This is a genomic window from Xenorhabdus sp. SGI 60, from assembly GCF_056632175.1.
The window spans coordinates 1,617,998-1,644,356 of record NZ_CP196860.1; the positions used below are offsets into that span (position 1 = coordinate 1,617,998).

General features: G+C 42.2%; 23 protein-coding genes, 1 pseudogene and 1 riboswitch. Of the genes and pseudogenes, 14 read left to right on the top strand and 10 right to left on the bottom strand.

From position 1 onward, the window contains the following. Positions 1–30: 30 nt before the first annotated feature. Complete coding sequence (locus tag ACSJJG_RS07805; protein ID WP_481089026.1) at positions 31–2,304, top strand: TonB-dependent receptor domain-containing protein; 2,274 nt, start codon at positions 31–33, stop codon at positions 2,302–2,304. A 73-nt stretch (positions 2,305–2,377) separates the two neighbouring features. Here the strand turns inward: ACSJJG_RS07805 and xseA are convergent, their stop codons facing one another. Beyond that, a complete protein-coding gene (gene xseA, locus ACSJJG_RS07810) occupies positions 2,378–3,745 on the bottom strand; it encodes an exodeoxyribonuclease VII large subunit (protein WP_481089027.1) in 1,368 nt (455 codons plus the stop codon). Between the two features lie 173 nt (positions 3,746–3,918). Here xseA and guaB point away from each other — a divergent pair, with 173 nt between their 5' ends. The 7 genes from guaB to rlmA all read left to right on the top strand — a co-directional run bounded on the left by guaB (position 3,919) and on the right by rlmA (position 13,474). Continuing rightward, positions 3,919–5,385 carry an IMP dehydrogenase gene (gene guaB / locus ACSJJG_RS07815; RefSeq protein WP_481089028.1) on the top strand — a complete coding sequence of 489 codons (1,467 nt, stop codon included), beginning with the start codon at positions 3,919–3,921 and terminating at the stop codon, positions 5,383–5,385. 79 nt (positions 5,386–5,464) lie between these two features. Continuing rightward, complete coding sequence (gene guaA, locus ACSJJG_RS07820; RefSeq protein ID WP_481089029.1) at positions 5,465–7,042, top strand: glutamine-hydrolyzing GMP synthase; 1,578 nt, start codon at positions 5,465–5,467, stop codon at positions 7,040–7,042. A gap of 436 nt (positions 7,043–7,478) precedes the next feature. Then, positions 7,479–8,855 (top strand): hexose-6-phosphate:phosphate antiporter, encoded by a 1,377-nt coding sequence (gene uhpT, locus ACSJJG_RS07825; RefSeq protein ID WP_481089030.1) that lies wholly within the window; start codon positions 7,479–7,481, stop codon positions 8,853–8,855. A gap of 158 nt (positions 8,856–9,013) precedes the next feature. Next, entirely contained in the window at positions 9,014–9,622 is a 609-nt protein-coding gene (gene uhpA / locus ACSJJG_RS07830) for a response regulator transcription factor UhpA (RefSeq protein ID WP_481090403.1), read from the top strand. Next, complete coding sequence (gene uhpB / locus ACSJJG_RS07835) at positions 9,622–11,160, top strand: signal transduction histidine-protein kinase/phosphatase UhpB (RefSeq protein ID WP_481089031.1); 1,539 nt, start codon at positions 9,622–9,624, stop codon at positions 11,158–11,160. The genes uhpA and uhpB overlap by 1 nt, the downstream gene beginning before the upstream one ends. A gap of 9 nt (positions 11,161–11,169) precedes the next feature. Next, the gene (gene uhpC, locus ACSJJG_RS07840; RefSeq protein ID WP_481089032.1) at positions 11,170–12,498 is read left to right on the top strand and encodes an MFS transporter family glucose-6-phosphate receptor UhpC; all 1,329 of its coding nucleotides are present in this window, start codon (positions 11,170–11,172) and stop codon (positions 12,496–12,498) included. Between the two features lie 160 nt (positions 12,499–12,658). Beyond that, on the top strand, positions 12,659–13,474 hold the full coding sequence (gene rlmA, locus ACSJJG_RS07845; RefSeq protein ID WP_481090404.1) for a 23S rRNA (guanine(745)-N(1))-methyltransferase: 816 nt from the start codon (positions 12,659–12,661) through the stop codon (positions 13,472–13,474). A 97-nt stretch (positions 13,475–13,571) separates the two neighbouring features. Here the strand turns inward: rlmA and mntP are convergent, their stop codons facing one another. The 8 genes and pseudogenes from mntP to pabB all read right to left on the bottom strand — a co-directional run bounded on the left by mntP (position 13,572) and on the right by pabB (position 21,806). Next, the gene (gene mntP / locus ACSJJG_RS07850) at positions 13,572–14,144 is read right to left on the bottom strand and encodes a manganese efflux pump MntP (RefSeq protein ID WP_481090405.1); all 573 of its coding nucleotides are present in this window, start codon (positions 14,142–14,144) and stop codon (positions 13,572–13,574) included. A 152-nt stretch (positions 14,145–14,296) separates the two neighbouring features. Beyond that, positions 14,297–14,413: riboswitch (yybP-ykoY riboswitch) on the bottom strand. Positions 14,414–14,564: 151 nt separating this feature from the next. Next, positions 14,565–15,022, bottom strand: a pseudogene (locus tag ACSJJG_RS07855) (DUF986 family protein). 88 nt (positions 15,023–15,110) lie between these two features. After that, positions 15,111–15,959 carry a PTS mannose transporter subunit IID gene (locus ACSJJG_RS07860; RefSeq protein WP_481089033.1) on the bottom strand — a complete coding sequence of 283 codons (849 nt, stop codon included), beginning with the start codon at positions 15,957–15,959 and terminating at the stop codon, positions 15,111–15,113. 13 nt (positions 15,960–15,972) lie between these two features. Then, the gene (locus tag ACSJJG_RS07865) at positions 15,973–16,773 is read right to left on the bottom strand and encodes a PTS mannose/fructose/sorbose transporter subunit IIC (protein ID WP_481089034.1); all 801 of its coding nucleotides are present in this window, start codon (positions 16,771–16,773) and stop codon (positions 15,973–15,975) included. Positions 16,774–16,856: 83 nt separating this feature from the next. Beyond that, positions 16,857–17,825, bottom strand: a complete 969-nt coding sequence (gene manX / locus ACSJJG_RS07870) for a PTS mannose transporter subunit IIAB (protein ID WP_481089035.1) — start codon at positions 17,823–17,825, stop codon at positions 16,857–16,859. Positions 17,826–18,335: 510 nt separating this feature from the next. Further along, a complete protein-coding gene (locus ACSJJG_RS07875; protein WP_481089036.1) occupies positions 18,336–19,700 on the bottom strand; it encodes an L-serine ammonia-lyase in 1,365 nt (454 codons plus the stop codon). A gap of 169 nt (positions 19,701–19,869) precedes the next feature. Next, positions 19,870–20,439, bottom strand: a complete 570-nt coding sequence (locus tag ACSJJG_RS07880) for a CoA pyrophosphatase (RefSeq protein ID WP_481089037.1) — start codon at positions 20,437–20,439, stop codon at positions 19,870–19,872. Beyond that, positions 20,436–21,806: an aminodeoxychorismate synthase component 1 gene (gene pabB / locus ACSJJG_RS07885; RefSeq protein ID WP_481089038.1), complete on the bottom strand. Its 1,371-nt coding sequence runs from the start codon at positions 21,804–21,806 to the stop codon at positions 20,436–20,438. Before pabB ends, ACSJJG_RS07880 begins: the two co-directional genes overlap by 4 nt. A 149-nt stretch (positions 21,807–21,955) precedes the next feature. Here pabB and ACSJJG_RS07890 point away from each other — a divergent pair, with 149 nt between their 5' ends. The 3 genes from ACSJJG_RS07890 (at position 21,956) to pip (ending at position 23,639) form a co-directional block, all read left to right on the top strand. Beyond that, positions 21,956–22,138 carry a YoaH family protein gene (locus tag ACSJJG_RS07890; protein WP_481089039.1) on the top strand — a complete coding sequence of 61 codons (183 nt, stop codon included), beginning with the start codon at positions 21,956–21,958 and terminating at the stop codon, positions 22,136–22,138. Positions 22,139–22,239: 101 nt separating this feature from the next. After that, a complete protein-coding gene (gene yebF / locus ACSJJG_RS07895) occupies positions 22,240–22,605 on the top strand; it encodes a protein YebF (RefSeq protein ID WP_481089040.1) in 366 nt (121 codons plus the stop codon). A gap of 80 nt (positions 22,606–22,685) precedes the next feature. Further along, positions 22,686–23,639, top strand: coding sequence for a prolyl aminopeptidase (gene pip / locus ACSJJG_RS07900; protein ID WP_481089041.1), 954 nt, complete (start codon positions 22,686–22,688; stop codon positions 23,637–23,639). A gap of 63 nt (positions 23,640–23,702) precedes the next feature. Here pip and ACSJJG_RS07905 read toward each other — a convergent pair whose 3' ends face one another. After that, the gene (locus ACSJJG_RS07905; protein ID WP_481089042.1) at positions 23,703–23,933 is read right to left on the bottom strand and encodes a DNA polymerase III subunit theta; all 231 of its coding nucleotides are present in this window, start codon (positions 23,931–23,933) and stop codon (positions 23,703–23,705) included. Between the two features lie 339 nt (positions 23,934–24,272). On the opposite strand from ACSJJG_RS07905, the gene ftnA reads away from it, so the two are divergent. The 3 genes from ftnA (at position 24,273) to copD (ending at position 26,326) form a co-directional block, all read left to right on the top strand. After that, positions 24,273–24,779, top strand: a complete 507-nt coding sequence (gene ftnA / locus ACSJJG_RS07910; RefSeq protein WP_481089043.1) for a non-heme ferritin — start codon at positions 24,273–24,275, stop codon at positions 24,777–24,779. Positions 24,780–25,016: 237 nt separating this feature from the next. Next, entirely contained in the window at positions 25,017–25,403 is a 387-nt protein-coding gene (gene yobA / locus ACSJJG_RS07915; protein ID WP_481089044.1) for a CopC domain-containing protein YobA, read from the top strand. Further along, on the top strand, positions 25,403–26,326 hold the full coding sequence (copD, locus tag ACSJJG_RS07920; RefSeq protein WP_481089045.1) for a copper homeostasis membrane protein CopD: 924 nt from the start codon (positions 25,403–25,405) through the stop codon (positions 26,324–26,326). The genes yobA and copD overlap by 1 nt, the downstream gene beginning before the upstream one ends. Positions 26,327–26,359: the final 33 nt, after the last annotated feature.

Here is a 26,359-nt window from a genome sequence, read left to right on the forward strand (position 1 = left end):
AAATATTCTTCAATTTAGGATAATATATTAATGAAAACTGTGGCAAAAATAGCTGGAGCCAGCGCAATGCTGATTGGGCTTCAGGGCATCGCTTATGCTGAAAATGGCAATGACGAAAAAAAAGAGAAAGTCATACGATTCAGCAGCCTGAAAGTTTCAGGCTCTCAGGATAATCATAATTCTCCTCAGATTGAGGCCATGGAAAAACCAGGGGCTTATAGTTCGGTAGGGGAAGATCATAAATTAGAATCCGTAGATAGCATATTGCGTAGCTTGCCAGGCACTTATACCCAAATGGATGCAAGTCAAGGGCAAGGGGTTGTAAGTGTTAACATTCGTGGTTTAAGTGGCTTTGGCCGCGTTAATATGATGGTGGATGGTGTCAGCCAAACCTTCTACGGTACGGCGCCGAGTGAATTTGCGCATGGAGGCCAGCCTTATAATCAGTTTGGTGCTTTGATTGATCCCAATTTTATTGTTCGGGTTGACGTTGCCCGAGGGCAAGCTGATGACGCTGACTCGATTAATGCCTTAGTTGGAAGTGCTAATTTCCGTACCATTGGTGTTGATGATGTCATATTCGAAGGTAATAATCTGGGTGTTCGTACTAAATGGTCATATGGTAATAATGGTATCGGCCGAAGTGGTATGGTGGCTGTTGCAGGAAAAACACAAGCATTTAGCTCAGAAGGTTCTTTGGGCGCACTATTCGCTGTTAGTGGGCACAATATTGAAGCGCATTATAGAAATGCGGAGGGTATCAGTAGTGAAGAGTTTGGTACCAAAAAAACATTTAAACAAAAACCAAATTCTCAATTGATGAAACTCAATATTAAACCGAATGATTTTCATGATCTGGAATTAAGCAGTCGTCTTTACCATAATAAATTTAACAAACGTCATGTTGATAATAATGATTATTATTTGAAATATCACTATACGCCATTTACTGAGTTGGTTGATACTAAAGTTATGCTGAGTACCAGCAATGGACAACAAAATTTTCAAAATCATTCCGTGGGGGTATTGGATAAGAGTGAAGCAAAAAGTCAATCCGATTCTATCAATATCAGCAATACCAGCCGATTCAATTATGGTGATATTGATTTTGCACTCACTCTGGGCAGCAAATGGATGAAAACTGAATATCGCAAAAAAATAGATACAAGTTCGGAGGATGAAAAAACAGATGGAGAGATACAAGAATACAATACCTTTGCTCCAAGTGGTAAACAAGATATTACCAGTATTTACAGTAGATTAAAAATTGAACGTGGCATTTATACCGCTAATCTGGGGTTAAATTATTTGGATTATAGTATTAAAGGATTCAAACCAGCCTGCGACCAACGTGTAAATTGTTTCCCACAAGGGAAGGCACTGTTAAATCTAAAAGAGCGTGGATTTAATCCAAGTATTTTATTATCGGCAGAAATTATTCCTGAATTTGAGCCATTTGTAAGCTATATTCACTCAATGCGAGCACCGAATATTCAGGAAATTTTTTATACTAATGAAAGCGGTGGTTCTATTAATCCATTCCTGAAAGGAGAAAAAGCGGATACTTATCAAATTGGATTTAATAGCTATCGTCCGAATTTAATTGTGGAAGGGGATTCATTCCGCCTCAAGGCTACAATGTTTCATACTAAAATCAAAGATTACATCCTCAATGAATCTTATTTACTTTGTGCGGGAGGTAGAGTTTGTAAAAATGATGGGACGTTGACAAATGAAGATTGGGCTGGTATCAACCCTAACTTTAATTTTTATATTCATAGTAATAGCCTGACTCCAGTAACTATGCGTGGTTATGAGCTTTCGATGAATTATGATGCTGGCATATTTTACAGCTCATTAGCATATAGTCAGCAAAAAACTGAGCAGCCAACTTCAATTTCATCAGTCATTTTTGGTTCAAGTCCTGCATCTCAATTGCCGGAGCGCTATGCTACTCTGGATATGGGAGTGCGTTTGTTTGATGAAAAAATGCGTATTGGCGCTATTGCAAAATATACAGGGAAATCTTATCGTCAGGAATCTTCAATGGAATTGAATGAGGACGGTGTTATGCTAGCACACATGAAAAATGATGATAAAATACCGACTATTATTGATTTATATACCGATTATCAAATTAATAAAAATATTTTAGTTAAATTTTCCGTTCAAAATTTAACTAATCGAAATTATTCTGATGCATTGAACCGTATGAATTCATCGGCGTTTTTAGGAGAACAAGATGCGAAAACTCAAACTTCCCGTGGCCGAACTTACGTCATGGGCGCAGAAATTCGTTTTTAATTTTTTAATAAAGAACAGAGCCTAAATAGCCATATAACGATAGCGGTGAAGATCCACCGCTATTTTATTAAATCTATTTTAATTTCTTTCTCTTATTGACTTTTGTAACCTGCGTTGCCTGACTCTCAACCCAGCCATCTTGCAACCGCGTTTTCAGCATATCGCCTGCTTTTACTTGTTTGACTTGCTTTAATAATTTTCCATCAGATACTTCGCTAATACTGTAACCGCGGCTCAATGTTGCCAGCGGACTGACTGCTTCCATACGTGAACAAGAAACGGCAAATTTTTCCCGATAACGCCCTAATTGCCGTTCAATGGCCTGTCTCAAACGAAAATCAAGCTGCTGGATAGATTGGTTATAACGCTGAATCTCCCGCTCAGGATGGATTTGCAGCAATCGCTGATTCAGCTTCTCATATGAAACTGATCGCTGTTTTAGGCAACGTAAAAAACTATCAATCAACTTTTGTCGTAACTCAGCCAAATGATTCTGCTGGCGGGCTAATTGCAGATCAGGACGCTGTTGCTGGAGGCGGTGCTGTAATATATCCAATTTCTGCTGTTTTTGGGCAAAGAAATAATCCATTGCCATTTCCAGACGTTGTTGCAGGGATTGTATTTGTCGTAATAACTCTATCTGATTGCGGCTAACCAATTCTGCTGCCGCGGAAGGCGTTGGTGCACGTAAGTCAGCGACAAAATCAGCAATGGTGACATCGGTTTCATGGCCGACTGCGCTGACAATGGGAATATGGCTTTGAAATATTGCCCGTGCTACTTGTTCATCATTGAAGCACCATAAATCTTCCAGCGATCCTCCGCCACGACCGACAATCAAAACATCACACTCTTGTCGCACATTTGCCAGTTCGATTGCTCGAATAATCTGTAATGGCGCTTCGGCTCCCTGAACAGCGGTAGGGTAAATGACAATTGGCAAGGAAGGATCACGGCGTTTCAGGATATGGAGAATATCATGCAGTGCTGCGCCACTGGTGGAAGTGATGACACCGAGTCGTTTGGCAGGAGAGGGCAGTGATTTTTTATGAATTTGATCGAACAAGCCTTCGGTGGAAAGCTTTTGTTTTAACATTTCAAACTGTTGTTGAAGCAAACCCTCTCCGGCAGGCTGGATACTTTCTACAATCAGTTGATAGTCACCCCTGGGTTCATACAAGGTGATTTGTGCCCGAACCAATACTTGCTGACCATTTTGTGGACGAAACGTTGCCCTCAAATTGTGACTGCGAAACATGGCAGCCCGAATTTGTGCCCGTTCATCTTTTAACGTGAAGTACCAATGCCCTGACGATGGCTGAGAAAAATTGGATATTTCGGCGGATAACCAAATTCTGCCCATTTCCAGCTCAAGTAACTGACGGACAGTTTGGTTTAAACGGCTAACGGAAAAAATTCCGGTATTGATTGGTAGTGACATGTGAGCTAGATCAAATTTTAAAACAATGACTTAATTGACTGATATTAATCCCATCATATTACTAATCAAGAATTTTTTTCAAAAAATGCTGGAGGCAACCGATTTCGGCCTGTATAATGCCGCGGCAATATTTTATCCCTCTTATTGCTCCATAGCCTGGTGAGATATTGCCCATGTTACGAATTAAAAAAGAAGCATTAACTTTTGACGATGTATTGTTGGTTCCTGCCCACTCAACAGTCTTGCCTAACACAGCAGATTTGTCCACTCAATTAACTTCCACTATTCGCCTGAACATACCTATGCTTTCTGCCGCTATGGATACTGTGACGGAATCTTCACTGGCAATCGCACTGGCACAAGAAGGGGGCATCGGCTTCATTCATAAAAATATGTCAATCGAACGCCAGGCTGAAGAAGTCAGCCGCGTGAAGAAACATGAAAGCGGCGTAGTCACTGATCCTGTCACTGTCACGCCACAAACGACCCTGCGCGAAGTCCATGAACTGGCTAAACGTAATGGTTTTGCGGGTTACCCGGTGGTAACAGAACAAAACGAACTGGTGGGTATCATTACTGGTCGTGATGTGCGCTTTGTGACTGATTTGGAGCAGCCTGTGACCGCGGTGATGACGCCTAAAGAACGTTTGGTGACGGTAAAAGAAGGCGAAGCCCGCGAAGTTGTTTTGCAGAAAATGCACGAAAAACGCGTTGAAAAAGCACTGGTTGTTGATGATAACTTCCACCTGCTTGGCTTGATTACGGTGAAAGATTTCCAGAAAGCAGAACGTAAGCCAAACGCCTGTAAAGATGAACAAGGTCGTTTGCGTGTTGGCGCTGCCGTGGGTGCAGGTTCTGGCAACGAAGAACGGGTTGATGCATTAGTTGCTGCGGGGGTCGATGTCCTGCTTATTGACTCCTCTCATGGTCATTCTGAAGGTGTGTTGCAGCGTATTCGTGAAACTCGCGCTAAGTATCCTGATTTGCAAATCATTGGTGGTAACGTAGCGACGGGGGAAGGTGCCAAGGCTCTGGTAGAAGCGGGTGTAAACGCAGTTAAAGTGGGTATTGGTCCGGGTTCTATTTGTACAACCCGTATCGTAACCGGTGTGGGTGTTCCTCAAATCACGGCGATTGCAGATGCGGTTGAAGCACTGGAAGATACTGGCATTCCTGTTATTGCCGACGGTGGTATCCGTTTCTCTGGTGATATTGCCAAGGCGATTGCAGCGGGTGCATCCTGTGTCATGGTTGGCTCTATGTTGGCAGGAACTGAAGAATCTCCGGGTGAAATTGAACTTTACCAAGGCCGTTCATTCAAATCTTACCGCGGTATGGGTTCTTTGGGCGCGATGTCCAAAGGTTCTTCTGATCGTTACTTTCAGACTGATAACGCTGCCGACAAACTGGTTCCTGAAGGCATTGAAGGTCGTGTGGCTTACAAGGGCCTGCTGAAAACCATCGTTCACCAGCAAATGGGCGGTTTGCGTTCTTGTATGGGGCTGACGGGTTGTGCAACCATTGATGAACTGAGAACTAAAGCCGAATTCGTTCGTATCAGTGGTGCAGGTATTCAGGAAAGCCACGTTCATGATGTGACGATCACCAAAGAATCACCAAACTATCGTTCAGGTCTGTAATTTATTGAGAGTGGCCCACCATTGGGTCACTGACTTTTTTTATTTTTTAATTGCCACTTGTTTTGGGAATTCACCTCAAATGACGACTAATATCCATCAGCATCGCATTCTGATCCTTGATTTTGGCTCGCAATATACCCAGCTTATTGCTCGCCGCATTCGTGAAATTGGTGTTTATTGTGAACTTTGGACATGGAATGTCACTGAAAAACAAATCCGTGAATTTAATCCGAATGGTATTATCCTTTCTGGTGGACCAGAAAGTACGACTGAGCACAATAGCCCACGTGCGCCTGAGTATGTTTTCAATGCAGGTATACCTGTATTGGGTATCTGTTATGGTATGCAAACCATGTCCACGCAATTGGGTGGTCAGGTTTCCAACTCTGATGAACGTGAATTTGGTTATGCGCAGGTTGAAATCAAGAATGATTGTGAACTATTCCGCGATATTCAAGATGCCCTGAGCGAAACAGGCAAACCGCTGCTGGATGTATGGATGAGTCATGGTGATAAAGTGACAGCGATCCCTGCTGATTTCACAACCATTGCCAGTACGGATACTTGTCCGTTTGCCATCATGGCCAACGAAGCGAAACGTTTTTACGGCGTACAGTTCCACCCAGAAGTGACTCATACTCACCAGGGTTTGAATATCCTGAAACGCTTCGTGCAGGATATTTGTCAATGTGAAGCATTGTGGACTCCTGCATCTATCATCGACGATATCGTAGAACGTTTGCGTGCGCAGATTGGGGGTGACCATGTTATCCTGGCACTGTCTGGCGGCGTGGATTCTTCTGTGACTGCACTGCTGTTAAACCGTGCGATTGGTAAGCGTTTGACTTGCGTTTTCGTCGATAATGGCTTGCTGCGTTTGAACGAAGCGGATCAAGTGATGGCGATGTTTGCCGGTAAATTTGACCTGAACATCGTGCATGTTAAAGCGGAAGACCGCTTCCTGTCTGCACTGGCAGGCATTGATGAGCCAGAAGCTAAACGCAAAACCATCGGTCACGTATTTATTGATGTGTTTGATGAAGAAGCATCGAAACAAACCCAGGTTAAGTGGCTGGCACAGGGCACGATTTATCCAGATGTTATCGAGTCAGCAGCATCTGCAACTGGCAACGCCCATGTTATTAAATCTCACCACAATGTCGGTGGCTTACCAGAAGATATGAAACTGGGTCTGGTTGAACCGTTGAAAGAGTTGTTCAAAGACGAAGTACGTCGTATCGGTCTGGAATTGGGCCTGCCATATGACATGCTGTATCGCCATCCATTCCCAGGACCGGGCCTTGGTGTTCGCGTATTGGGCGAAGTGAAGAAAGAATATTGTGACTTGCTGCGTCGCGCGGATGCGATCTTTATTGAAGAGCTGCATAAAGCGGATCTATACAATAAAGTCAGCCAGGCATTTACCGTGTTCCTGCCGGTTCGTTCTGTTGGTGTTATGGGTGACGGTCGTAAATACGACTGGGTTGTGTCCCTGCGTGCGGTAGAAACCATTGATTTTATGACCGCGCATTGGGCGCATCTGCCATATGACTTCTTGGGTCGTGTCTCGAACAGAATTATTAATGAAGTTGATGGTATTTCGCGTGTAGTTTATGACATTAGCGGTAAACCACCAGCGACGATTGAATGGGAATGATTTAAAGCTTCCCCAAGTCTCACGAAATCATCATGATTTTCTAATTAATGCCCTGATTTCAGGGCTTTTTTATTCGTGGCTTGCCACTAACATGATGATCTTTTGCAGTTTTTACTGGCCTAAACCATACATCCGTTAAAAATCATTCCAAAAAATATGCACTTATTTCACTCCTGCACTGAGCAAAGAGTGTGATTTCTTTCACGCTTTATGCTCGAACAAGGCAAAACTAGGAAATATTCTTAGTTAAACTAAGACCATGGCTCAAGCCAACCTGCCTCTAGTTTTCTAAACTGACCAGATAATAACTATATCTACGAAAACTATATCTCGGAAAACTATATCTGAGAAAATTTCCACTTTCTTGCGATTTGCCTTTTTTATTTTCACCTGTCTCAAAAAGGCTCTTTTTCTCGTTGTTATCTAAGGATTTCAAATGCTTAAGATTCTAGAACAAATTCGTAAGCCAACATTGGATCTTCCAGTGGAAGTACGCCGTAAAATGTGGTTCAAACCTTTTATGCAGTCGTATTTGGTGGTTTTTATTGGCTATATGGCGATGTATTTGGTACGTAAAAACTTTAACATAGCCCAAAACGATATGATTTCGACTTATGGTCTGTCGATGACGCAGCTTGGGTTGATAGGGTTAGGGTTTTCTATTACTTATGGTATTGGTAAAACCGCCGTTGCTTATTATGCCGATGGTAAAAATACCAAACAATTCTTGCCATTTATGCTGATCCTATCTGGCATTGCCATGTTAGGGTTTAGCATGAGTATGGGAAATTCCGGCATCAGCATTTTCCTGATGGTGGCATTTTATGCGATGAGTGGCTTTTTCCAAAGTATCGGTGGGCCTGCCAGCTACTCCACTATTACGAAATGGACTCCCCGTAACAAACGTGGAACCTATCTGGGTTTGTGGAATATGTCACATAATGTCGGGGGGGCTGCTGCGGCTGGGATTGCCCTCTTTGGTGCCAATTATTTCTTTGATGGTCATGTAATAGGGATGTTTATTTTCCCTTCTATTCTCGCCCTGATCATTGGTTTCATTGGATTGCGTTATGGTAGCGATTCTCCAGAAAGTTATGGTTTGGGTAAGGTAGAAGAGTTATTTGATGAACCTGTCAGCGAAGAAGATATCGCGGCAGAAAAAAACCAAATGACCAAACGTGAGATCTTTGTTGAATATGTATTAAAAAACAAAGTCATTTGGCTACTCTGTTTTGCCAATATCTTCCTTTACGTCGTGCGTATTGGTATTGACCAATGGTCAACCGTGTATGCCTATCAGGAATTGGGGCAATCAAAAGAAACCGCCATCACGGGTTTTACCATGTTCGAAATAGGAGCGCTGGTAGGCACATTAATGTGGGGGTATTTATCAGATTTGGCGAATGGCCGTCGTGCCCTGGTTGCCTGTGTTTCGTTAGGGTTGATTATTGTCTGCCTTGAATTCTATCAACATGCAACCAGTGAATACATGTATTTGGGCTCCTTGTTTGTGCTTGGTTTTCTGGTATTTGGTCCACAGTTGTTGATTGGTGTAGCTGCTGTTGGGTTTGTACCGAAAAAAGCGATTAGTGTGGCTGATGGTGTTAAAGGAACATTTGCTTATTTAATCGGTGACAGCTTTGCCAAGCTCGGTTTGGGAATGATTGCTGATGGTGTACCTGTCTTTGGTTTAACGGGTTGGAAAGGGACATTTGTTGCTCTGGATACCTCAGCATTCGTATGCCTTACCTTACTTGCTTTCGTAGCTATTGCGGAAGAGAGAAAGATTCGGAAAGCGAAGAAAGCACATTAAGCTATATTAAAAACTTACTGATGCTGCTGTATATCCGCAGTAGCATCTTTTCATCATTTCTGCCCTAATATCCCCTATTTTCTATCTATGACGTACTATTGCGAAGCTATATCAATAGGAGTAGTTTAGTCCGATGCTTAATTTGATAATAAATGATGATGATTAAAGTAGCATTAGTTGATGATCATGTTGTTGTACGTTCAGGATTCGCTCAGTTGCTGAATTTAGAGCCTGATATTGAAATCGTGGGAGAGTTCAGTTCATGTGCTGAAGCCAGGCAAGGATTACCGGGATCGGGGGCAACAGTTTGTATTCTTGATATTTCAATGAAAGACGAAAGCGGACTTTCACTACTGAAAGACCTTCCCTCAGGCATTGCCTGTATTATGCTCAGTGTTCATGATTCTGCCACAATGGTGGAGAATGCTTTGAAAGCAGGTGCGTGTGGTTATCTCAGTAAACGTTGCAGCCCGGATGAACTGATTCAGGCGGTGCGGACTACAGCCAATAATGGTTGTTATCTTACACCGGATATTGTACTTAATTTAACGTCATCAAAGAGCAATCCGTCTTCATTGGAATACCTGACCAGACGAGAACGACAAGTTGGAGAGATGTTGGCTCGTGGTATGGATGTTAAAGCCGTCGCGGCTGAGTTAGGATTAAGCCATAAAACCGTACATGTCCATCGAGCTAATGCGATGAGTAAATTAGGGGTAACGAATAACGTGGGTTTGGCGAATTATTTTGCCACTAGTGATCTTTAATGCGTCAATATCTGATTAATTCATTTTGCGGGGGGGTACTGTTTTCTTGTTGGTGGTTCTGCTTATGGGTCATCGCTTACTATTTTGTCAATGACTCTGAGCTGGCTATCCTGTTTTTCCCTTTTGCTTTACGCCTCGGCATGACTCTCCATACTCCCAAACGTTATTGGACGACTATTTACGGCGTAGAATGGGGGCTTACCATCTGTTTGACGCTCCTAATGGGGCAGCTACAATGGCTGACGGTATTAACTGCCAGCATGGCCAGTTTTCCTCTTGTTTGGTTTGCCAGTCGCTATTATTGTGGCAGTCAATGGCAGCGATTTGCTGTTATGGCTGGTATCATTCTGGCAACTTCCATGATTAATGTGGCGGCAATCAGTAATCATAATTCTGCTTTGAGTATTGCATTTTTGGTGAGTTTAACCGGTGGTGTCATGTTAGTCCCTTTGTGTTACTTAGTATGGCACTACCTGTTCCAAAATATTTGGCTTCCCCTGACTGCTAATCTTGTATCACATCATATTCAGTTTCATTTGAAACACATTGTTCTTTATACTTTATTGTTTGTATTGAATATTTTTCTTCAAATCGGTCTTCCGAATGAGTTGCGTTATTTTGCTCCGTTTTGTCTGGCTATTCCTATTATCTTGCTGGCTTTTCGTTACGGCTGGCAAGGCGCTGTGGTCGGCACTTTGCTAAACAGTATTGCCTTGATTGCCGCGCGCAATGGTGTCTCGAATAACGGTGTTTCGCATATCGAGATCACGGATCTCTTGTTATCACTGTTGGCTCAAACGTTAACGGGGATCATGCTGGGAATGGCAGTGCAGCGTCAGCGTGACCTTAATGCACAGTTAAAGCGTCAACTTCATTGTAATCACAGCTTGTCCCGCCAATTGGTGAAAGCAGAAGAGTCGGTAAGGCGAGAAATTGCACGTGAACTGCATGATGAAATTGGTCAGAATATTACCGCTATTCGTACGCAGGCCAATATTATTCAACGGGTAGAAGTGGCACCGATTAGCGCTAATTGTGCGAAAACTATCGAATCGTTATCCCTCAACGTTTATGATACAACTAAAGGGTTACTTAGCCGATTGCGGCCTAAAATTCTTGATGACCTCGGTTTGAAAGAGGCGATTGAGCAATTATTGCGGGATATGGAATTTGAGTCCCATGGCATATTGGTAGAAGTTTATTGGGAAACGGATTCAGCTATGGCAATTGCGCAACTCAGTGACACCGCCCAAATTACGTTATATCGCCTTTGTCAGGAAGCGCTGAATAATGCCATGAAATATTCTCAAGCGGATCGTATTGAATTACATTTTTCCATCAACGGGATGATCCACTTATTGATCAGGGATAATGGTATTGGTTGTAAATCTGAAGATCATATGAAAGGGTTTGGCTTACGTGGTATGCGGGAGCGTGTGCAGGCGCTGGGTGGGACGTTTTCAATTCACAGTGAAAAACGACAAGGTGATTCGACACCTTCGGGGACGGATTTGTCTGTCATCTTGCCTAAACTTTAAGATACGGTCATGACAGCTTCTTCTCAATCCAATTCGGTACATTACAAACAGTTATCAGGTGAAGAAATCCGGCAACAGTATCGCCACTGGCGGTTGCATATCATGCTGAGTCTTTATGTGGGATATGCGCTATTCTACTTTACCCGTAAAAGTTTCAATTATGCGATGCCTGCCATGATAACCGATCTCGGCCTTGATAAGGGGGAAATTGGTCTTATTGGAACGCTGTTTTATATCACTTATGGTTGTTCCAAATTTCTTTCCGGTATTATCTCTGATCGCTCTAATCCGCGTTATTTCATGGGGGGCGGGTTAATTGCTACAGGGATCATCAATATCTTTTTCGGCCTGTCCAGCTCGATTGTGATGTTTACCTTTTTGTGGATATTAAATGCCTGGTTTCAGGGTTGGGGTTCGCCGTCCTGTGCCAAATTGCTCACCAGTTGGTATTCTCGCTCAGAGCGCGGTTTCTGGTGGTCTCTGTGGAATACATCACACCATATAGGCAGTGCTTTGGTTGCGTTGTTTGTCAGTTTCTTAACATTACATTTTAGCTGGCGAGAAGGGTTTATTGTGCCGGGCTGTTTAGGTATTTTGGCTGGGATATTTTTATGTTGGCGGTTACGTGATAAGCCTGCAACAATGGGGTTACCAACCATTGGTCAATTTCGTAATGATCATTTAGAAAAGATACAGGAAAATCAAGGACAAGGGCTAACCCCCAGAGAAATACTGAAAACCTATGTTTTTTGCAATAAATATATCTGGTTGCTTTCACTGAGTTACGTTTTGGTCTATCTCGTCCGTACGGTTATTAACGATTGGGGAAACCTCTATCTGACAGAATATCATCATTACGATTTAGTGAGTGCGAACGCAGTATTATCACTGTTTGAAGTGGGTGGTTTTATAGGCTCGCTGGTGGCGGGCTGGGGATCGGATAGAGTGTTTGGTGGCAATCGTGGGCCGATGAATTTGATATTTGCGATGGGTATTTTCTTATCGGTAGCTGCTTTATGGCTGATGCCGGTGACTGATTTGATTTTTCAATCCATTGGTTTTTTCACGATTGGTTTTTTCGTTTTTGGTCCACAATTATTGATTGGTATGGCTGCTGCGGAATGTTCCCATAAAGATGCTGCGGGGGCGGCAACGGGGTTTGTCGGTCTCTTTGCTTATACGGGAGCTGCACTTGCTGGCTACCCTTCTGCGATTATTTTGAAGCATTACCATTGGACAGGGTTATTTATTATCATTTCTGTCTGTGCAGTAATGATAGGTTTATTATTACTACCATTCCTGCAAGCCCAGTTTTCTAGCCAGAAGGTGCAGGATTGATGGTTGAGTTAATTTGATGAAAAATATCCTAGAATTCGCAATTATATTTTCCTGAAACATACGTTGATCGATGGTGAATATGAAGCGTAAACTTCAAAAAGAATGGGTAACAAAAATATGGTATAGTATGTCCCTGATTTTTCCTATTCGTCGAAATGTTATGTCTTATCAATGTCCTTTATGTCACACATCTTTACTGTTTGCGAACCACCAATGGCGTTGTGAAAACAATCACCAGTTTGATTGTGCAAAAGAAGGGTACGTCAATTTACTGCCCGTTCAGCATAAACGCTCAAAAGAGCCTGGGGATAGTGTGGAGATGATGCAGGCGAGAAGGGCGTTTTTGCATTCAGGCCATTATCAAGCCCTGCAACAAAAAACGGTTGAGTTACTTGGGGAATATTTACCAGAAAGCGCTGAAACTTTGCTGGATATTGGTTGCGGCGAAGGTTATTACACCGCCGCGGTTCAGGAACAGTTGAATCCTCACCGAAAACTGGCGGTGTATGGATTGGATGTGGCGAAAATCGCCGTTCGTTATGGTGCCAGGCGTTACCCTGATGTTAATTTCTGCGTAGCATCTAGCCATCGACTGCCACTTGCGGACCATTCATTGGATGGTATTTTGCGGATCTACGCCCCTTGCAAGGTAACAGAATTGGCTCGGGTGGTGAAAACGGATGGTATTGTTCTGACGGTAACGCCAGGGCCTCGTCACTTGTATCAATTGAAAGCGCTTATTTATCAGGAAGTGCATTTACATCCTGAAAATCAGGAACAATGGGAAGAATTTGAATTAATTTCAACTGAAACACTGGCTTATGCAATGTCATTAGATGGTGAACAAGCTTATCATTTATTACAAATGACCCCTTTTGCCTGGCGAGCATCAGAAGAAGTTAAAAGGCATTTAATAGCGAGAGAACAGTTTAATTGTGAAGCAGATTTTACGTTAAAAGTATATCGACGTACTTGATAATAAGAAGACGGTTTTCACTTTATTAAACTGTTCCCTTGTCGCCACGACGCAATTTGAAGTTCATTGGGTATAAATAATCACCTTATTTCGTATATCAGAATAAATTAAGATGTTCGAATAATATATTGAAACCAATGGCAATTAAGACCAACCCCCCAATCAATTCGGCTCTTTTACCCAATAATGGGCCAATATAACGACCAATTAACATACCTAATGTAGCCATAATCATGGTCATAAGACCAATTGCCATAGCTGTATGGAGAATATCAACTTGCAGGAAGGCAAGGCCGACACCAATTGCCATCGCATCCAGACTGGTAGCGATGGCAGTGAGAATCAGTGCTACTGAACTATGGCGTTGAGGGGGGGCTTTACAGGAAAGTTCAGACTCATGCTTGAAGCTGTTAATTATCATGCGACAACCAAGGATCAGCAGGAGGGAAAAGGCAATCCAATGATCCCATTCCATTATATATTGGCTGGCATACAAGCCTAATGACCAACCAATTAAAGGCGTACAGGCTTCAACCAGGCCAAAGATGATACCTGTGCGGATAGCTTCGCGAAAATGAGGTCGGTGAAGAGCGGCTCCTTTGCTTACAGCAGCGGCAAAAGCATCCATAGACAGGGCGAGCGCGAGAATAAGTGTTGCATAGAGATTCATTAAAATAGCCTCGGCTGGGTGACTCCATATACACATAACACACCCCCAACCAATGGTGCTGCTATGTGTCTATGGTCTTGCCAACCGATTTATACCTGTATCTTTCAAGTTTCCATTTTGTTAACTGTTACTTGAAATAGACAAGGCATAATAACCTGACTTTTGTTAGGTTATTTAGGCATTCGTACCACGTTTTATTTTAAACGAGCATGTTGATACGAATTTTCCAGCGATTTCTGGAACAGGCTACTCCCCAATGACTGTGACGGACGATATCATATTCAGAATAAAAGGCAAAAAATATTTTGCCCTATTTTAAATATGAGAATGATAATGGTTATCGTTATATTATTTGTTTTGGGAGGTAAATAAGACCAATGTGAATGATTAATCTTATTTCGTCGAATCCGCCAAGTTAACTCATTTGTTGTTAACCAGAAATTGATAAATTTTTTCTAAGTCATCCAGCTTTGTTACGGATAGATATATTTTGTTTTGCCCTAAATCCATCATGAGAATACCGTCTTCAGATAAGTTCATTGCCTTAATGCTTTCATAAGAAAAAAACGGTTGGCATAATAAAAACCCTGTTTTTTGAATATTAGTTTTGGTGAGCGAATATAACCCAGATATAACGTTACCAGGATGATAAATGTTAACAAGTAGGTTGTGAACTGACTGCCATGTAATGTGACATTATTGTAAATAATAATAGCAATCAAAATGATAAATATCAGCGCATCAATTCGTTGCTTTCTTTTGAGTTTGATATTTAACAGTGTTTCTCCTTTGAGCTGATTGATAATAAATTCATCATAAATCGCAAAAGCGAGCATGAATATAATTAAAACGATTAGAACAATATCATTCAAACTCATTTTTAATCCCTATTTTATTTATTGTCTTAACAAAGAAAAGGGGAGGTAAACCTCCCCCGAATATTCATGCCATGCAGGAATATCAGATCTAGCCGAGGAAACCAAAACGGAAACCGACGATCCCCAGCACGAAAAAGCCGATGATAATCCATAACGGATTGACTTTCTTCCGCAGTAGCCACATACAGCCAAATGTTAATAATAATGGCATTAAGCCAGGCATTAACTGGTCAAGGATGGTTTGAACTGTAGTCACTTTCATCTCACCAGTGATTGGATCAGGAACTTCAGAAACCACTAGCGGAATATTTACTTTGGTCCATTTATTGACGAGTGCGCCCATGACAAACAAGCCGAGAATTGACGCGCCTTCTGTCATTTTCTGCAAGAAGCCGCCCCCCATATCTTTAACGATATCCAACCCTTTTTTGTAGCCATAAGCGACCCCCAAGTAACGGGTAAATAATCGCACTAAATTAAACAGGAGGAAAAACAGAACAGGGCCTAACAGACTGCCACTCATGGCAATACCTGCACCCAGAGCAGCGAATACCGGACGAACAGTTCCCCAGAAAATAGGATCACCGACACCTGCTAAAGGACCCATCAAACCCACTTTGATACCGTTGATAGCTCCGTCATCAATGTCAGCCCCATTGGCCCGTTGCTCTTCCATTGCCATAGTGACACCAAGGATAGGTGCTGCAACATAAGGATGGGTATTAAAAAATTCCATATGTCGTTTGAGAGCTTGCTTCCTTTCTTCGGTATTCTCTGGGTACAGACGACGAATGGCAGGTATCATTGAGAAGCAGAAACCGAGTGCCTGCATACGTTCGAAGTTCCACGACCCTTGAAATAGGTTAGAACGGAGGAATACACTACGAATATCGCTTTGTGTCAGCTTTTTCTGACCCATATTTGTTGCCTCGGACATGTTGTTTATCCTCTTAATCTAATTCGTTATCAAGGTCGTTTGGGGTATTGCCAGCAGGGGCGGTTGCCTGTGATTGATTGTATTTTGGACTAAGCTGGATATACAGGATTGCCATAACAATACCAATCACACCTAATGCCACAAGGTTGAAGTTAGTGAAGGCCGCCGTGACGAAACCAAGGTAGAAGAACGGCATCAGATAACCTGCGCGCATCATGTTAATCACCATTGCATAACCGACAACCACGATCATACCCCCGGCGATATTCAGGCCGCTGGTGACCACTTGTGGAATGGAATTCAACATATGCTGAACTTCGGAAGTTCCTACTGATACCGCAACAATCAGGGCAGGGATAGCGATCCGCATCGCCTGGAGCAGCAAAGCTGAAACGTGAATGACGCTAATTGCACGAAGATTGCCGTTTTCTGCTGCTTTGTCGGCTGCGTGCTGGAAACCCACCGTCAAGGTACGGACGATGATAGTCAGAACCTGGCCTGCTGCTGCCAATGGAATAGCGAGTGCGATACCGGCACCGACATCTTGTCCACCGGCGATAACCAGGATGGTTGAAATGATGGAAGCCAATGCTGCATCGGGAGCGACTGCTGCACCGATATTCATCCAGCCAAGGGCAATCATTTCCAGTGTACCGCCGATGATAATGCCGGTTTTCATATCGCCAAGCACTAAGCCGACTAATGTACAAGCAACTAATGGACGGTGGAATTGAAATTCATCAAGAATTGACTCCATACCTGCGATACAGGCAACGATGAATATCAACACAAGTTGAACAACGGTAATTTCCATTGTTTTTCTCCTGTAACCAAATGTAATTTGGTAAGAATTTTGTTATTAAGTAATGGTTGGTAAAATGACATCTGTTTTTATTATTAAACTTTTTTCAGTAGATCCATCATGTTCAAACGGGCATCGCTGGCAACTTTACGAGCTTCAAGTTCTATGCCCCGAGAGTTCAATTTTTCAAAAGCTTCAATGTCAGTCTTATCAACGGAAATCGCGTTGTTGATTTGGGTTTTTCCTTGGCGGAAAGCCATGCCACCGATATTTATGGATTCGATAACGACGCCACCTTCGACAATACGCAGAACATCTGTTGGATTGGTGAAGAGCAACATGACGCGTTCGTTAGCATATTTGGGGTTGTTGTAAACCCGAACGCACTTAGCAACGTCTATGACATGTGCGCTAACGCCGGGAGGTGCGACTTGTTTCAACAAGGTAGAACGAACAGTATCTTGGGCAACATCATCACTGACGACAATGATACGTTTGACGTTAGTTTCCTTCGTCCAACGGGTAGCAACCTGGCCGTGGATAAGGCGATCATCAATACGTGCAAGGGCAATCTTCATATGACCGCCCGCAGAGGTTGATGAAGCTGAAATGGCTGAAACAGGTGCTGCGGGTTTTACGGGTTCGGGTTTGGCTGGCTCTTCATCTTGTTTTGCTTTAAAGGCTCGGATCCCTTCTTTGCCGGTTTCCAATGCAACAGCAACCAGCTCTTCCATCGTTGGATCATCGTCACGACACATGAAAGCTTCAACCAACATCGGAACATTGACACCAGTAACGATTTCATAGTTGTCTTTATCAATCACAATACGGTTTGCGGCATTGAATGGACTGCCACCCCAGGTATCGACGAAAAACAGTACGCCTTGTTCTGTATCAAGCGATTCCAGCTTTTGGTTGTATTTCTCGAATAACGTATCAGCATTTTCACCGGGCACAAAGTCGATATAAGAAACATTTTCCTGCTCCCCAATCAACATCTCTGTGGTACGAAGCAGCTGTTCCGCCGCGGCCCCGTGTGTGCCAATCATAATGGCTATACTCACTTGTTTTCCCCTTTCTATAACAATTGAACTCAGACTACTGCAAGCTCATACTCAATATTTCTAATGTATTTAACTTCCTATCAATCAATAGGGTGGTCGTGAATATAAAACTGTCATAGTTTTATATTTTGTTACATAAGTAAATATATAGTTAGAGTATCATTTGCAGGCTTCAAGAAAATTGCTATCAGTCAGAAAAATTAAGATAGACTATTTTAATAGGTTAAAACAATATTTTATTCTAAATAATTATTTTTATTTGTTTTTAAATTCCTATTATTCATTCTAATTTGGTGTTTAAATCCGTTCCCGGTAACATTTTCTTAATTTTCTTATAAAAAAATTGTGATGTTTTTGGCGAAAATAGAAAAAAATATACTTTAGAAATTCGTTTCAGCCAAAAAAATATCCCTGCCAAATGGCAGGGATACTATTTCAGTTAAAATTCAATTGTAGAAAAAACAGGCATAAATATCGCTTATTGTAAAATAAATGAACGATATCTTACGACTAGTCACATTGAACTTTTATCGCTAAACCACCGCGTGAAGTTTCACGGTATTTTGCGTTCATATCTTTGCCGGTTTCATACATAGTTTCAATCACTTTATCGAGAGAAACACGTGGTTCACTGGTACGGCGAAGTGCCATACGGGCAGCATTAATCGCTTTAACGGAAGCAATAGCATTACGTTCAATACAAGGCACTTGCACCTGGCCTGCGACAGGATCACAAGTCAGGCCGAGGTTATGTTCCATACCAATTTCTGCTGCGATACAAACCTGCTCAGGGCTTGCGCCCAGTAATTCTGCAATGCCGGCCGCGGCCATAGAACAAGCAACCCCAACTTCACCCTGGCAGCCAACTTCGGCACCAGAAATAGAGGCATTCATCTTATATAAGATACCGATTGCACCGGCAGCCAGAAAATAGCGGGTGTACAGTTCTGCGGTTACAGGTTCAATGCAATGGTTGTAATAGGCCAAAACAGCCGGGACAATACCACACGCGCCATTAGTTGGCGCTGTCACAACCCGGCCACCCGCCGCATTTTCTTCATTGACGGCCAATGCAAACATATTGATTAAATCAACAACATTCATTGGGTCATTCGACAAATTGTTTGATGATGTCAGCATACGCTGCAATGCGGCGGCACGGCGAGGAACCCGCAAGGGGCCTGGCAAAATGCCTTCTGTATTCAGGCCACGTTCAATACAAGCTTGCATCGTTGCCCAGACATCGGCGAAATACTCAGCAATTTCTTCTTTGCTGTGTAAATCCAATTCATTTTTCATCATCAAGCCAGAAACAGACAAGCCGGTTTTATTACAGTTCATCAGCAGTTCTGCCGCAGAGCTATAAGGATAAGAAACAGGTTTGGAATCTTGGGATGGCTTGCCAAAATGCTCTTCATCAACAATAAAACCACCACCGATGGAGTAGTAGGTTTTGCTGTAAACTTTTTCGTCACCTGCGAACGCATGAACTTGCATGCCGTTTTCGTGCAGTGATAAGTTATCGCTACGGAAGTTCATACCGCCATCGCGAGGAAAATCGACTTCGTGTAAACCATTTGCCAGCGGCAAACGTTCAGTTTGCTCAACATCACGAATAAAACCTGGAATTGAATCAATATCAACAGTTGCGGGCATATTACCTGCCAGGCCCATGATGATAGCGATATCCGTATGGTGACCTTTCCCGGTTAATGAAAGTGAGCCGTATACATCAACAGCTACACGCGTGATAGAGGACATTACCCCCAGGTTTACAAGATCATCGACAAATTGTTTGCCTGCTTTCATAGGACCAACAGTATGAGAGCTGGATGGGCCAATACCCACCTTAAACATGTCGAAAACGCTAATCACGCCAGACTCCTTTAAAGAAGAAAGAGATATAGTTATTTATATAAAGCGCGCTACTTTACTGTTATTTGATAGTGTTGATAAAGGAGTTTACAGTTTTTTTTTAATTATAATAGCAATTGATATGATTATGGATAAGTAATGCACAGTTTTATGGTGTTTTGTGTCCAATTCAGAATGTTTTTTGCACTTGCTGTGCTAAGTGATAAATAATGGCTGCGGTTAATCCCCAAATCATATGCTCTTGGTGCCAATAAAAATAGACTCGACGTTGTTGATTACGGCGTTTTATATCCAAATACCGATAATGGGGAAGAGAAAGAGCATCAAACAGTGGGATTTCAAAAATGCTTGCTACTTCTGCTGGGTTGGTTCGAAAAGAGATGGGTTCGGAAATAAGCCCAATTACCGGAGTGACACGATAACCGCCAATGCTATCCAGGGGAGCTAATTGCCCCAGTATTTGTACCTTATTTTGCGGTAGGCTGACTTCTTCTTCTGCCTCACGCAAGGCGGTGGCAATCAGGGATGTGTCTTCAGGATCTGCCGCTCCGCCCGGAAAAGCAATTTGCCCGGCGTGGGAGCGGAGGCTTGCGGAGCGTTGAGTGAATAACAGCGTGGGTTCTGGCTTACATATAATCGGTAATAATACCGCAGCATTCCGCGAGTTGCTGGCTAAATGTATTGGTCGTGCAGGAAGCTGCAATTGAAACCGATGAATGAAGTCAGAGAGCGATGTCATGATAGAGAGAGTTCCCCCAATTGAGGTAAGATCCGTCCGAGTTTATCAAATGTTTCCTGATATTCTTTTTCAGCAATGCTATCTGCAACGATACCACCACCGGCCCAACAGTAAATTTTTCCTTTTTCTGTCAGTAAGGTACGAATAGTAATATTGCTGTCCATTGTACCGCAGAAACTAATATAGCCAACAGCACCACAATATCCGTGTCTGCGATGTGGTTCCAACTCTTCAATGATTTCCATGGCCCGAATTTTAGGGGCGCCCGTAATTGATCCACCGGGAAAACAGGCACGCAGTAAATCTGTGGCATGATATGTATCGGGCAAGGTTGCGGTGATAGTGCTGACCAGATGGTGCACGGCCGGAAAAGGTTCAATAACAAATAATTCAGGGACTTTGACCGAGCCTGGAATAGCAACCCGCCCAATGTCATTTCTCAACAAGTCAACAATCATCAGGTTTTCCGCACGATCTTTGCGTGAGTTTGCTAATTTCTCTGCTTGCAATTGATCCTCTGCGGGGTCTTGCAATCGGGGCAGCGTTCCCTTTATTGGGCGTGTCTGAATGTGATGATCTTTCAAAAGAATAAAACGTTCAGGTGAAACGCTGATAATGCAGTGCTCAGGCAAGCGAATAAAGGCAGAAAAGGGCGTTTGGTTACTTTCATTGAGCTGGATAAATGCTTGCCATTCATCTCCCTTGTAATCAGCCTGGAACCGTTGTGATAAATTGACTTGATAGCAATCCCCCTCTCGTAGGTAACGATGGATTTGAGCAATTTTTTCGTGGTATTGCTGCTCTGTCATATTGGATTGCCACGGACTCGTCAGGGAAAAACCTTCTTTCCTGTTTTCTCGCAGAGACTCTAACCATATCAGCCGTTGGTCAATATTGTGGTAGCTCAGTAACGTCGCTTTCTGTAGCTGATGATCAATAACCAATCCCCAATCGTAGATACCCATAGCCATATCAGGAAAGCTCAGTTCATTAGCCGCTAATTCAGGTAGCTTTTCGATACGTCGTCCGAGATCGTATCCCCATATACCTAATGCTCCTCCTTGAAAAGGGAGGTCTGGATCAAATTGAGCATCAATACCACCGGCGTGAAGATGGTCTTTTAATAGCTGGAAGGGATCTTCTTTGGAAAGAAAAACCTTACCATGATGATTAATTTCGGTAGAGGCTCTTTGGGTGACAAGCGTTGTCACTGGTTCGGCGACGATAATATCAAATCGATTATGCGGATGTTCGGCCGTTCCAGAATGTAACAGCATGGCCCAAGGTAATGCAGAAAGGGGGGCGAAATAGTGAATGGCGAGATCAGGAGAATACGGTAATTGTCGTTTTTGTAATGCAATTTTCATGACGGAATCAATATTGGTGTTTAGCAATCCACAAGGAATAACATATTAATCCACGGAGATTATCATACAATCTTGCTCCTGACTTGAGATAAAACAGGCTATAATCGCCGTTTGCCATTAATTGTTATGTTTTGTTTGAGGTTATAACGATGTTTTCAGGTATGCCAGCATTATCCCATGAAGAGCAGCAAGCTGCCGTAGAAAGGATCCATCAGCTTATTGCCGAAGGAATGAGCAGCGGAGAAGCCATTGCTATGGTTGCTCAGGAATTGCGTGAAAAGCACCAGCACCATGAGCAGATCCATGTTTTATTTGAAGACGGTGAAAACTAGTCGCAACGCATTTTTAACAAAACTCACATAATTACTTTCTATTACATGGTAATTTACCGCAACTTTTAATCCATACTATTTGGATGGTAATAGGAGGTAACATGAAAGCAAGTCAATTTATTCGTCGTATTGGTTTATTGAGTGCAGGTGTCCTGTTTTCTGTTTCGTTTACTGCAACCGCTGCTGATAATGAGCGTGTGGCGAAGTTTATTTCTTGTAAAAATTTAACCAAAGATCAAGTGGCAGCACAGATTAAACAAGATTTTTTACAAAATCGTATTAATCACTGGGATGAAGACAGAAAGCAATTAGGCACAGCAAAACTGATTGCGTGGGTAAATGTCAATGATATTACTGGTGATAAGGACGCATTGCAGGTTCCTTTGATCGTCCGGGGCACGAAAAAAGATAAAAGTTACAATGTCACAATTGATTGTCAAAAAGAGACTATCAATTATAGTAAATAATTTGCCGCGCTATCTTTTCTTTAAATAGGTACGGGATACTGGGGAAGTATCCCGTTTTGTTTAAACAGTGAGAGGGCTTTATGACGGAACAACGAAAACTCTATCCCGCTTATGATGCGTATCAAACAGGGTATCTGGATACGGGAGATGGACACCGGGTTTATTGGGAATTGTGCGGTAACCCGAAAGGTAAGCCCGCAGTATTCATACATGGCGGTCCAGGTGGTGGGATAGCAAACTATCATCGTCAGTTATTCGATCCCGAACGTTATCATATTATGTTATTTGATCAGCGTGGCTGCGGGCGTTCTAAGCCCTATGCTAGTCTGGAAAATAATACAACATGGCATTTGATAGCCGATCTTGAACGGCTGCGTAATCTTATGGGCGTTGAGAAGTGGTTGGTTTTTGGTGGGTCATGGGGATCAACACTGTCTTTGGCCTATGCTGAAAAACACCCGAATAGTGTGTCAGAATTAGTGCTAAGAGGGATTTTCTTGCTTCGTCCACAAGAATTGCATTGGTATTATCAAGAAGGCGCCTCTCGTTTTTTCCCAGAAAAATGGGAGCATACATTATCTATCCTGTCGGAAGAAGAACGTAAAGATGTCATAGCTGCCTATAACAAACGGCTGACCAATGAAGATTTGCAAGTACAATTGGAAGCTGCACGTTTATGGAGTCTCTGGGAAGGAGAAACGGTAACTTTGCTGCCTTCTGCAAGTTCAGCCTCTTTTGCAGAAGATAATTTTGCCTTGGCATTTGCACGTATTGAAAGCCATTATTTTATCAATAATGGTTTTATGGATGAAACCCAGCAATTACTGGATCATATTGATGTGATCAGACATATCCCTGCTGTGATTATACATGGTCGCTATGATATGGCATGTCAGATACAGAATGCGTGGGATTTGGCAAAAGCGTGGCCGGAAGCTGAATTGCACATTGTGGAAGGTGCTGGTCACTCTTTTGATGAAGCTGGTATTTTACACCAACTCATTAAGGCGACTGATAAATTTGTTGGAAAATAGATTTATTGAAAATAGTTAAGATAACCACCCGCAAAGTGGTGGTTATCCTTTCTTATCGTTCTTTCAACGACTTTTAGGCTCATAAGGCAGGCGCGCCAGTAATCTTGATTGCTGGCGGTAGTGCTGTAGGCGTTGTTGGAAATATTCCCGCAGATGTGTTGGTTGTGATTGTTCAACAGTGTTAGGAATGACAGGCATGTTATAACGTTCTTTAAAAGCAACACCGGATGCTGCTAAATCAACATTGACCTTATTCATCTCATCTTTAGATAATCTGGCTAAGTTACGTTCCATTTTGGCCTCTCTGAAAACTCATTTTTAATTTCTCTAACATAACAGAAAATTAATAGACTCTTTTTTGTTTAGCAAGTTGTTTAAAAAATGGCTACAATATACCTTGTAAACATAAATAATATCAATTCTCATTTTTATTAAAAATATTTTTTTGAATAAAAATGTAATTAAATAAAACTGATTCTTATTTTCTTATATTTAATGAGATTTATTCTTGTTTGTTTATATAAATAAATCATTATTTATCAAGTTGTTATATATTTTTATTTTGTTTTTGTATTGTGTGATTTTAATTGGCATAATACGCCAAGTTTAATGAGTTATTAGGAGAATTGGCCGATGTTAAAACAAGAAATGATCAAAAAATTAAATGAACAATTAAACCTGGAATTTTATTCTGCGAATTTATACCTGCAAATGAGTGCATGGTGCAGTGATAAGGGATATGAAGGCGCAGCAGCGTTTTTAAAGACTCATTCACAGGAAGAAATGCAACATATGCAACGCTTGTTTGATTATTTGGGCGACACGGGTTCAATGCCTGTATTAGGCACTATTCAGGCCCCGCCGGTTGAATTTAAGTCTATCTCCGATGTATTCAATCAGACTTATGAGCATGAAAAATTGATCACAGAAGAGATCAATAAACTTGCTCATGTAGCGATGACGACACAAGACTATTCCACTTTCAATTTCTTGCAGTGGTATGTAGCTGAACAGCACGAAGAAGAAAAACTGTTCAAATCTATTCTGGACAAACTGGATATGGTGGGTGAAACTGGAAAGGCCTTGTTCTTGTTGGATAAAGATCTTAAGGGATTGTCTATGGCGCCAGCACACGCCTGATATAGCCTTCGTTTTTCAATTTGATCTGTTTTTCCATCGTAACTCCCGTTTCTTTGCGTGTTTTTTCATGCATTGTGAAACAGGGGTTACGGCTCCCCCTCTTTTAATTCCCATTTTTGCGTAGTGTCTCACAGGTCAGGACATTACCCGTCATTTATCGCAGATTAAACAGATTTTTTGGTATAGAATCTCCCCTCAAGCATAAAAAATTCATCTACATATTAAAGGGTTATCTATATGTTTATTCTTAACATCCGTTCATTCTGGATCAAATTATCTACTCTTGTGGTTCTGTTTGTCGGCATGTCTTGTCAGCAGGCTTTGGCCCATGCACATTTGAAAGATCAGATTCCCGCAGAAAATACAACGGTTGAAGCTGCCCCACAAGCGATCACCTTGAACTTCTCAGAACGTATTGAACTTGGATTCAGTAAGGTAAAATTGATTGGCCCAGAAAAAGCCGTAGTTAAAACAGGTAAGTTGGAACTTGATCCTGAAACCAAAACCAAGTTAATCCTGCCAGTTGAAGGCAAACTTACGGCGGGAAAATACCGTGTTGACTGGAGTGTACTCTCTGTCGATGGCCATAAAACAAAAGGCGTTTATAGTTTTACCGTAAGATAATGATCTCTCTAGAGGCGCTATACATATTCTGCCGTTTCTCTCATTTTGTGGTCGTCATGTTGATGTTCGGCCTTAGCTTATTCACCGTAATGCTTGTTTCTGGGCATTTCTCGATCCTAATGAGAGAACGGTTAAAAGTCGGAGTTTTAATCAGCACCGTGCTGGCTCTGATAACCTCAATCATCTGGTTTATTGTACAGGCTGGATTAATGGGGGATGGCTGGCACGATGTTTATGCTCTGGATATCTGGCTAGCTGTCTTGGGAACCTCTTTTGGGCAAGTATGGAGATGGCAGTTATTGACAGCTGTCCTTGCTATTGGTGGACTGTTCCTTTCCAATATTAAAGTCAGAAATTTCTTGTTGTTAGGTTGCTCGGTTATTTTACTCTCAAGCCATGCTTTCATTGGACATGCAGCGATGTATGAAGGAAGCATAGGGCTATTACTTCAAGCCAATCAGGTTATCCATTTACTCAGTGCAGGTTACTGGTTTGGTGGATTGTGGCCATTCTTAGTGTGTCTGCAATTCTTGCGATTACGGCAGCCAACAGAAACAAACTTATCTCCTAATACGACTATCCTGTATGCAGATAGTGTAACAGCCATGAGGAAATTCTCTCTTTATGGGCATTTTGCCGTGTTTCTGGTGGTTGTGACAGGAATTGTAAGTAGTGTGATTCTAATTCCAGATTGGCCCATTTTCAGTCGAGTTCTGTCTGAATACCAATCCATGCTATGGTTAAAAATAGTGCTGGTTATTGGAATGGTGCTTTTGGCTTTGATTAACCGCTATATTTTAGTTCCTAAGTTAAAGCAGAAAAGGTGCTATCAGCAATTGATAATCAATAGCTGGCTGGAAATTATTCTGGGTACAGCCGCATTGTTATGCGTAGCGATTTTTGCAACGCAACCTCCTGCGTGATTCTTAAATGATTGGTGTAAATCTGGCTATATA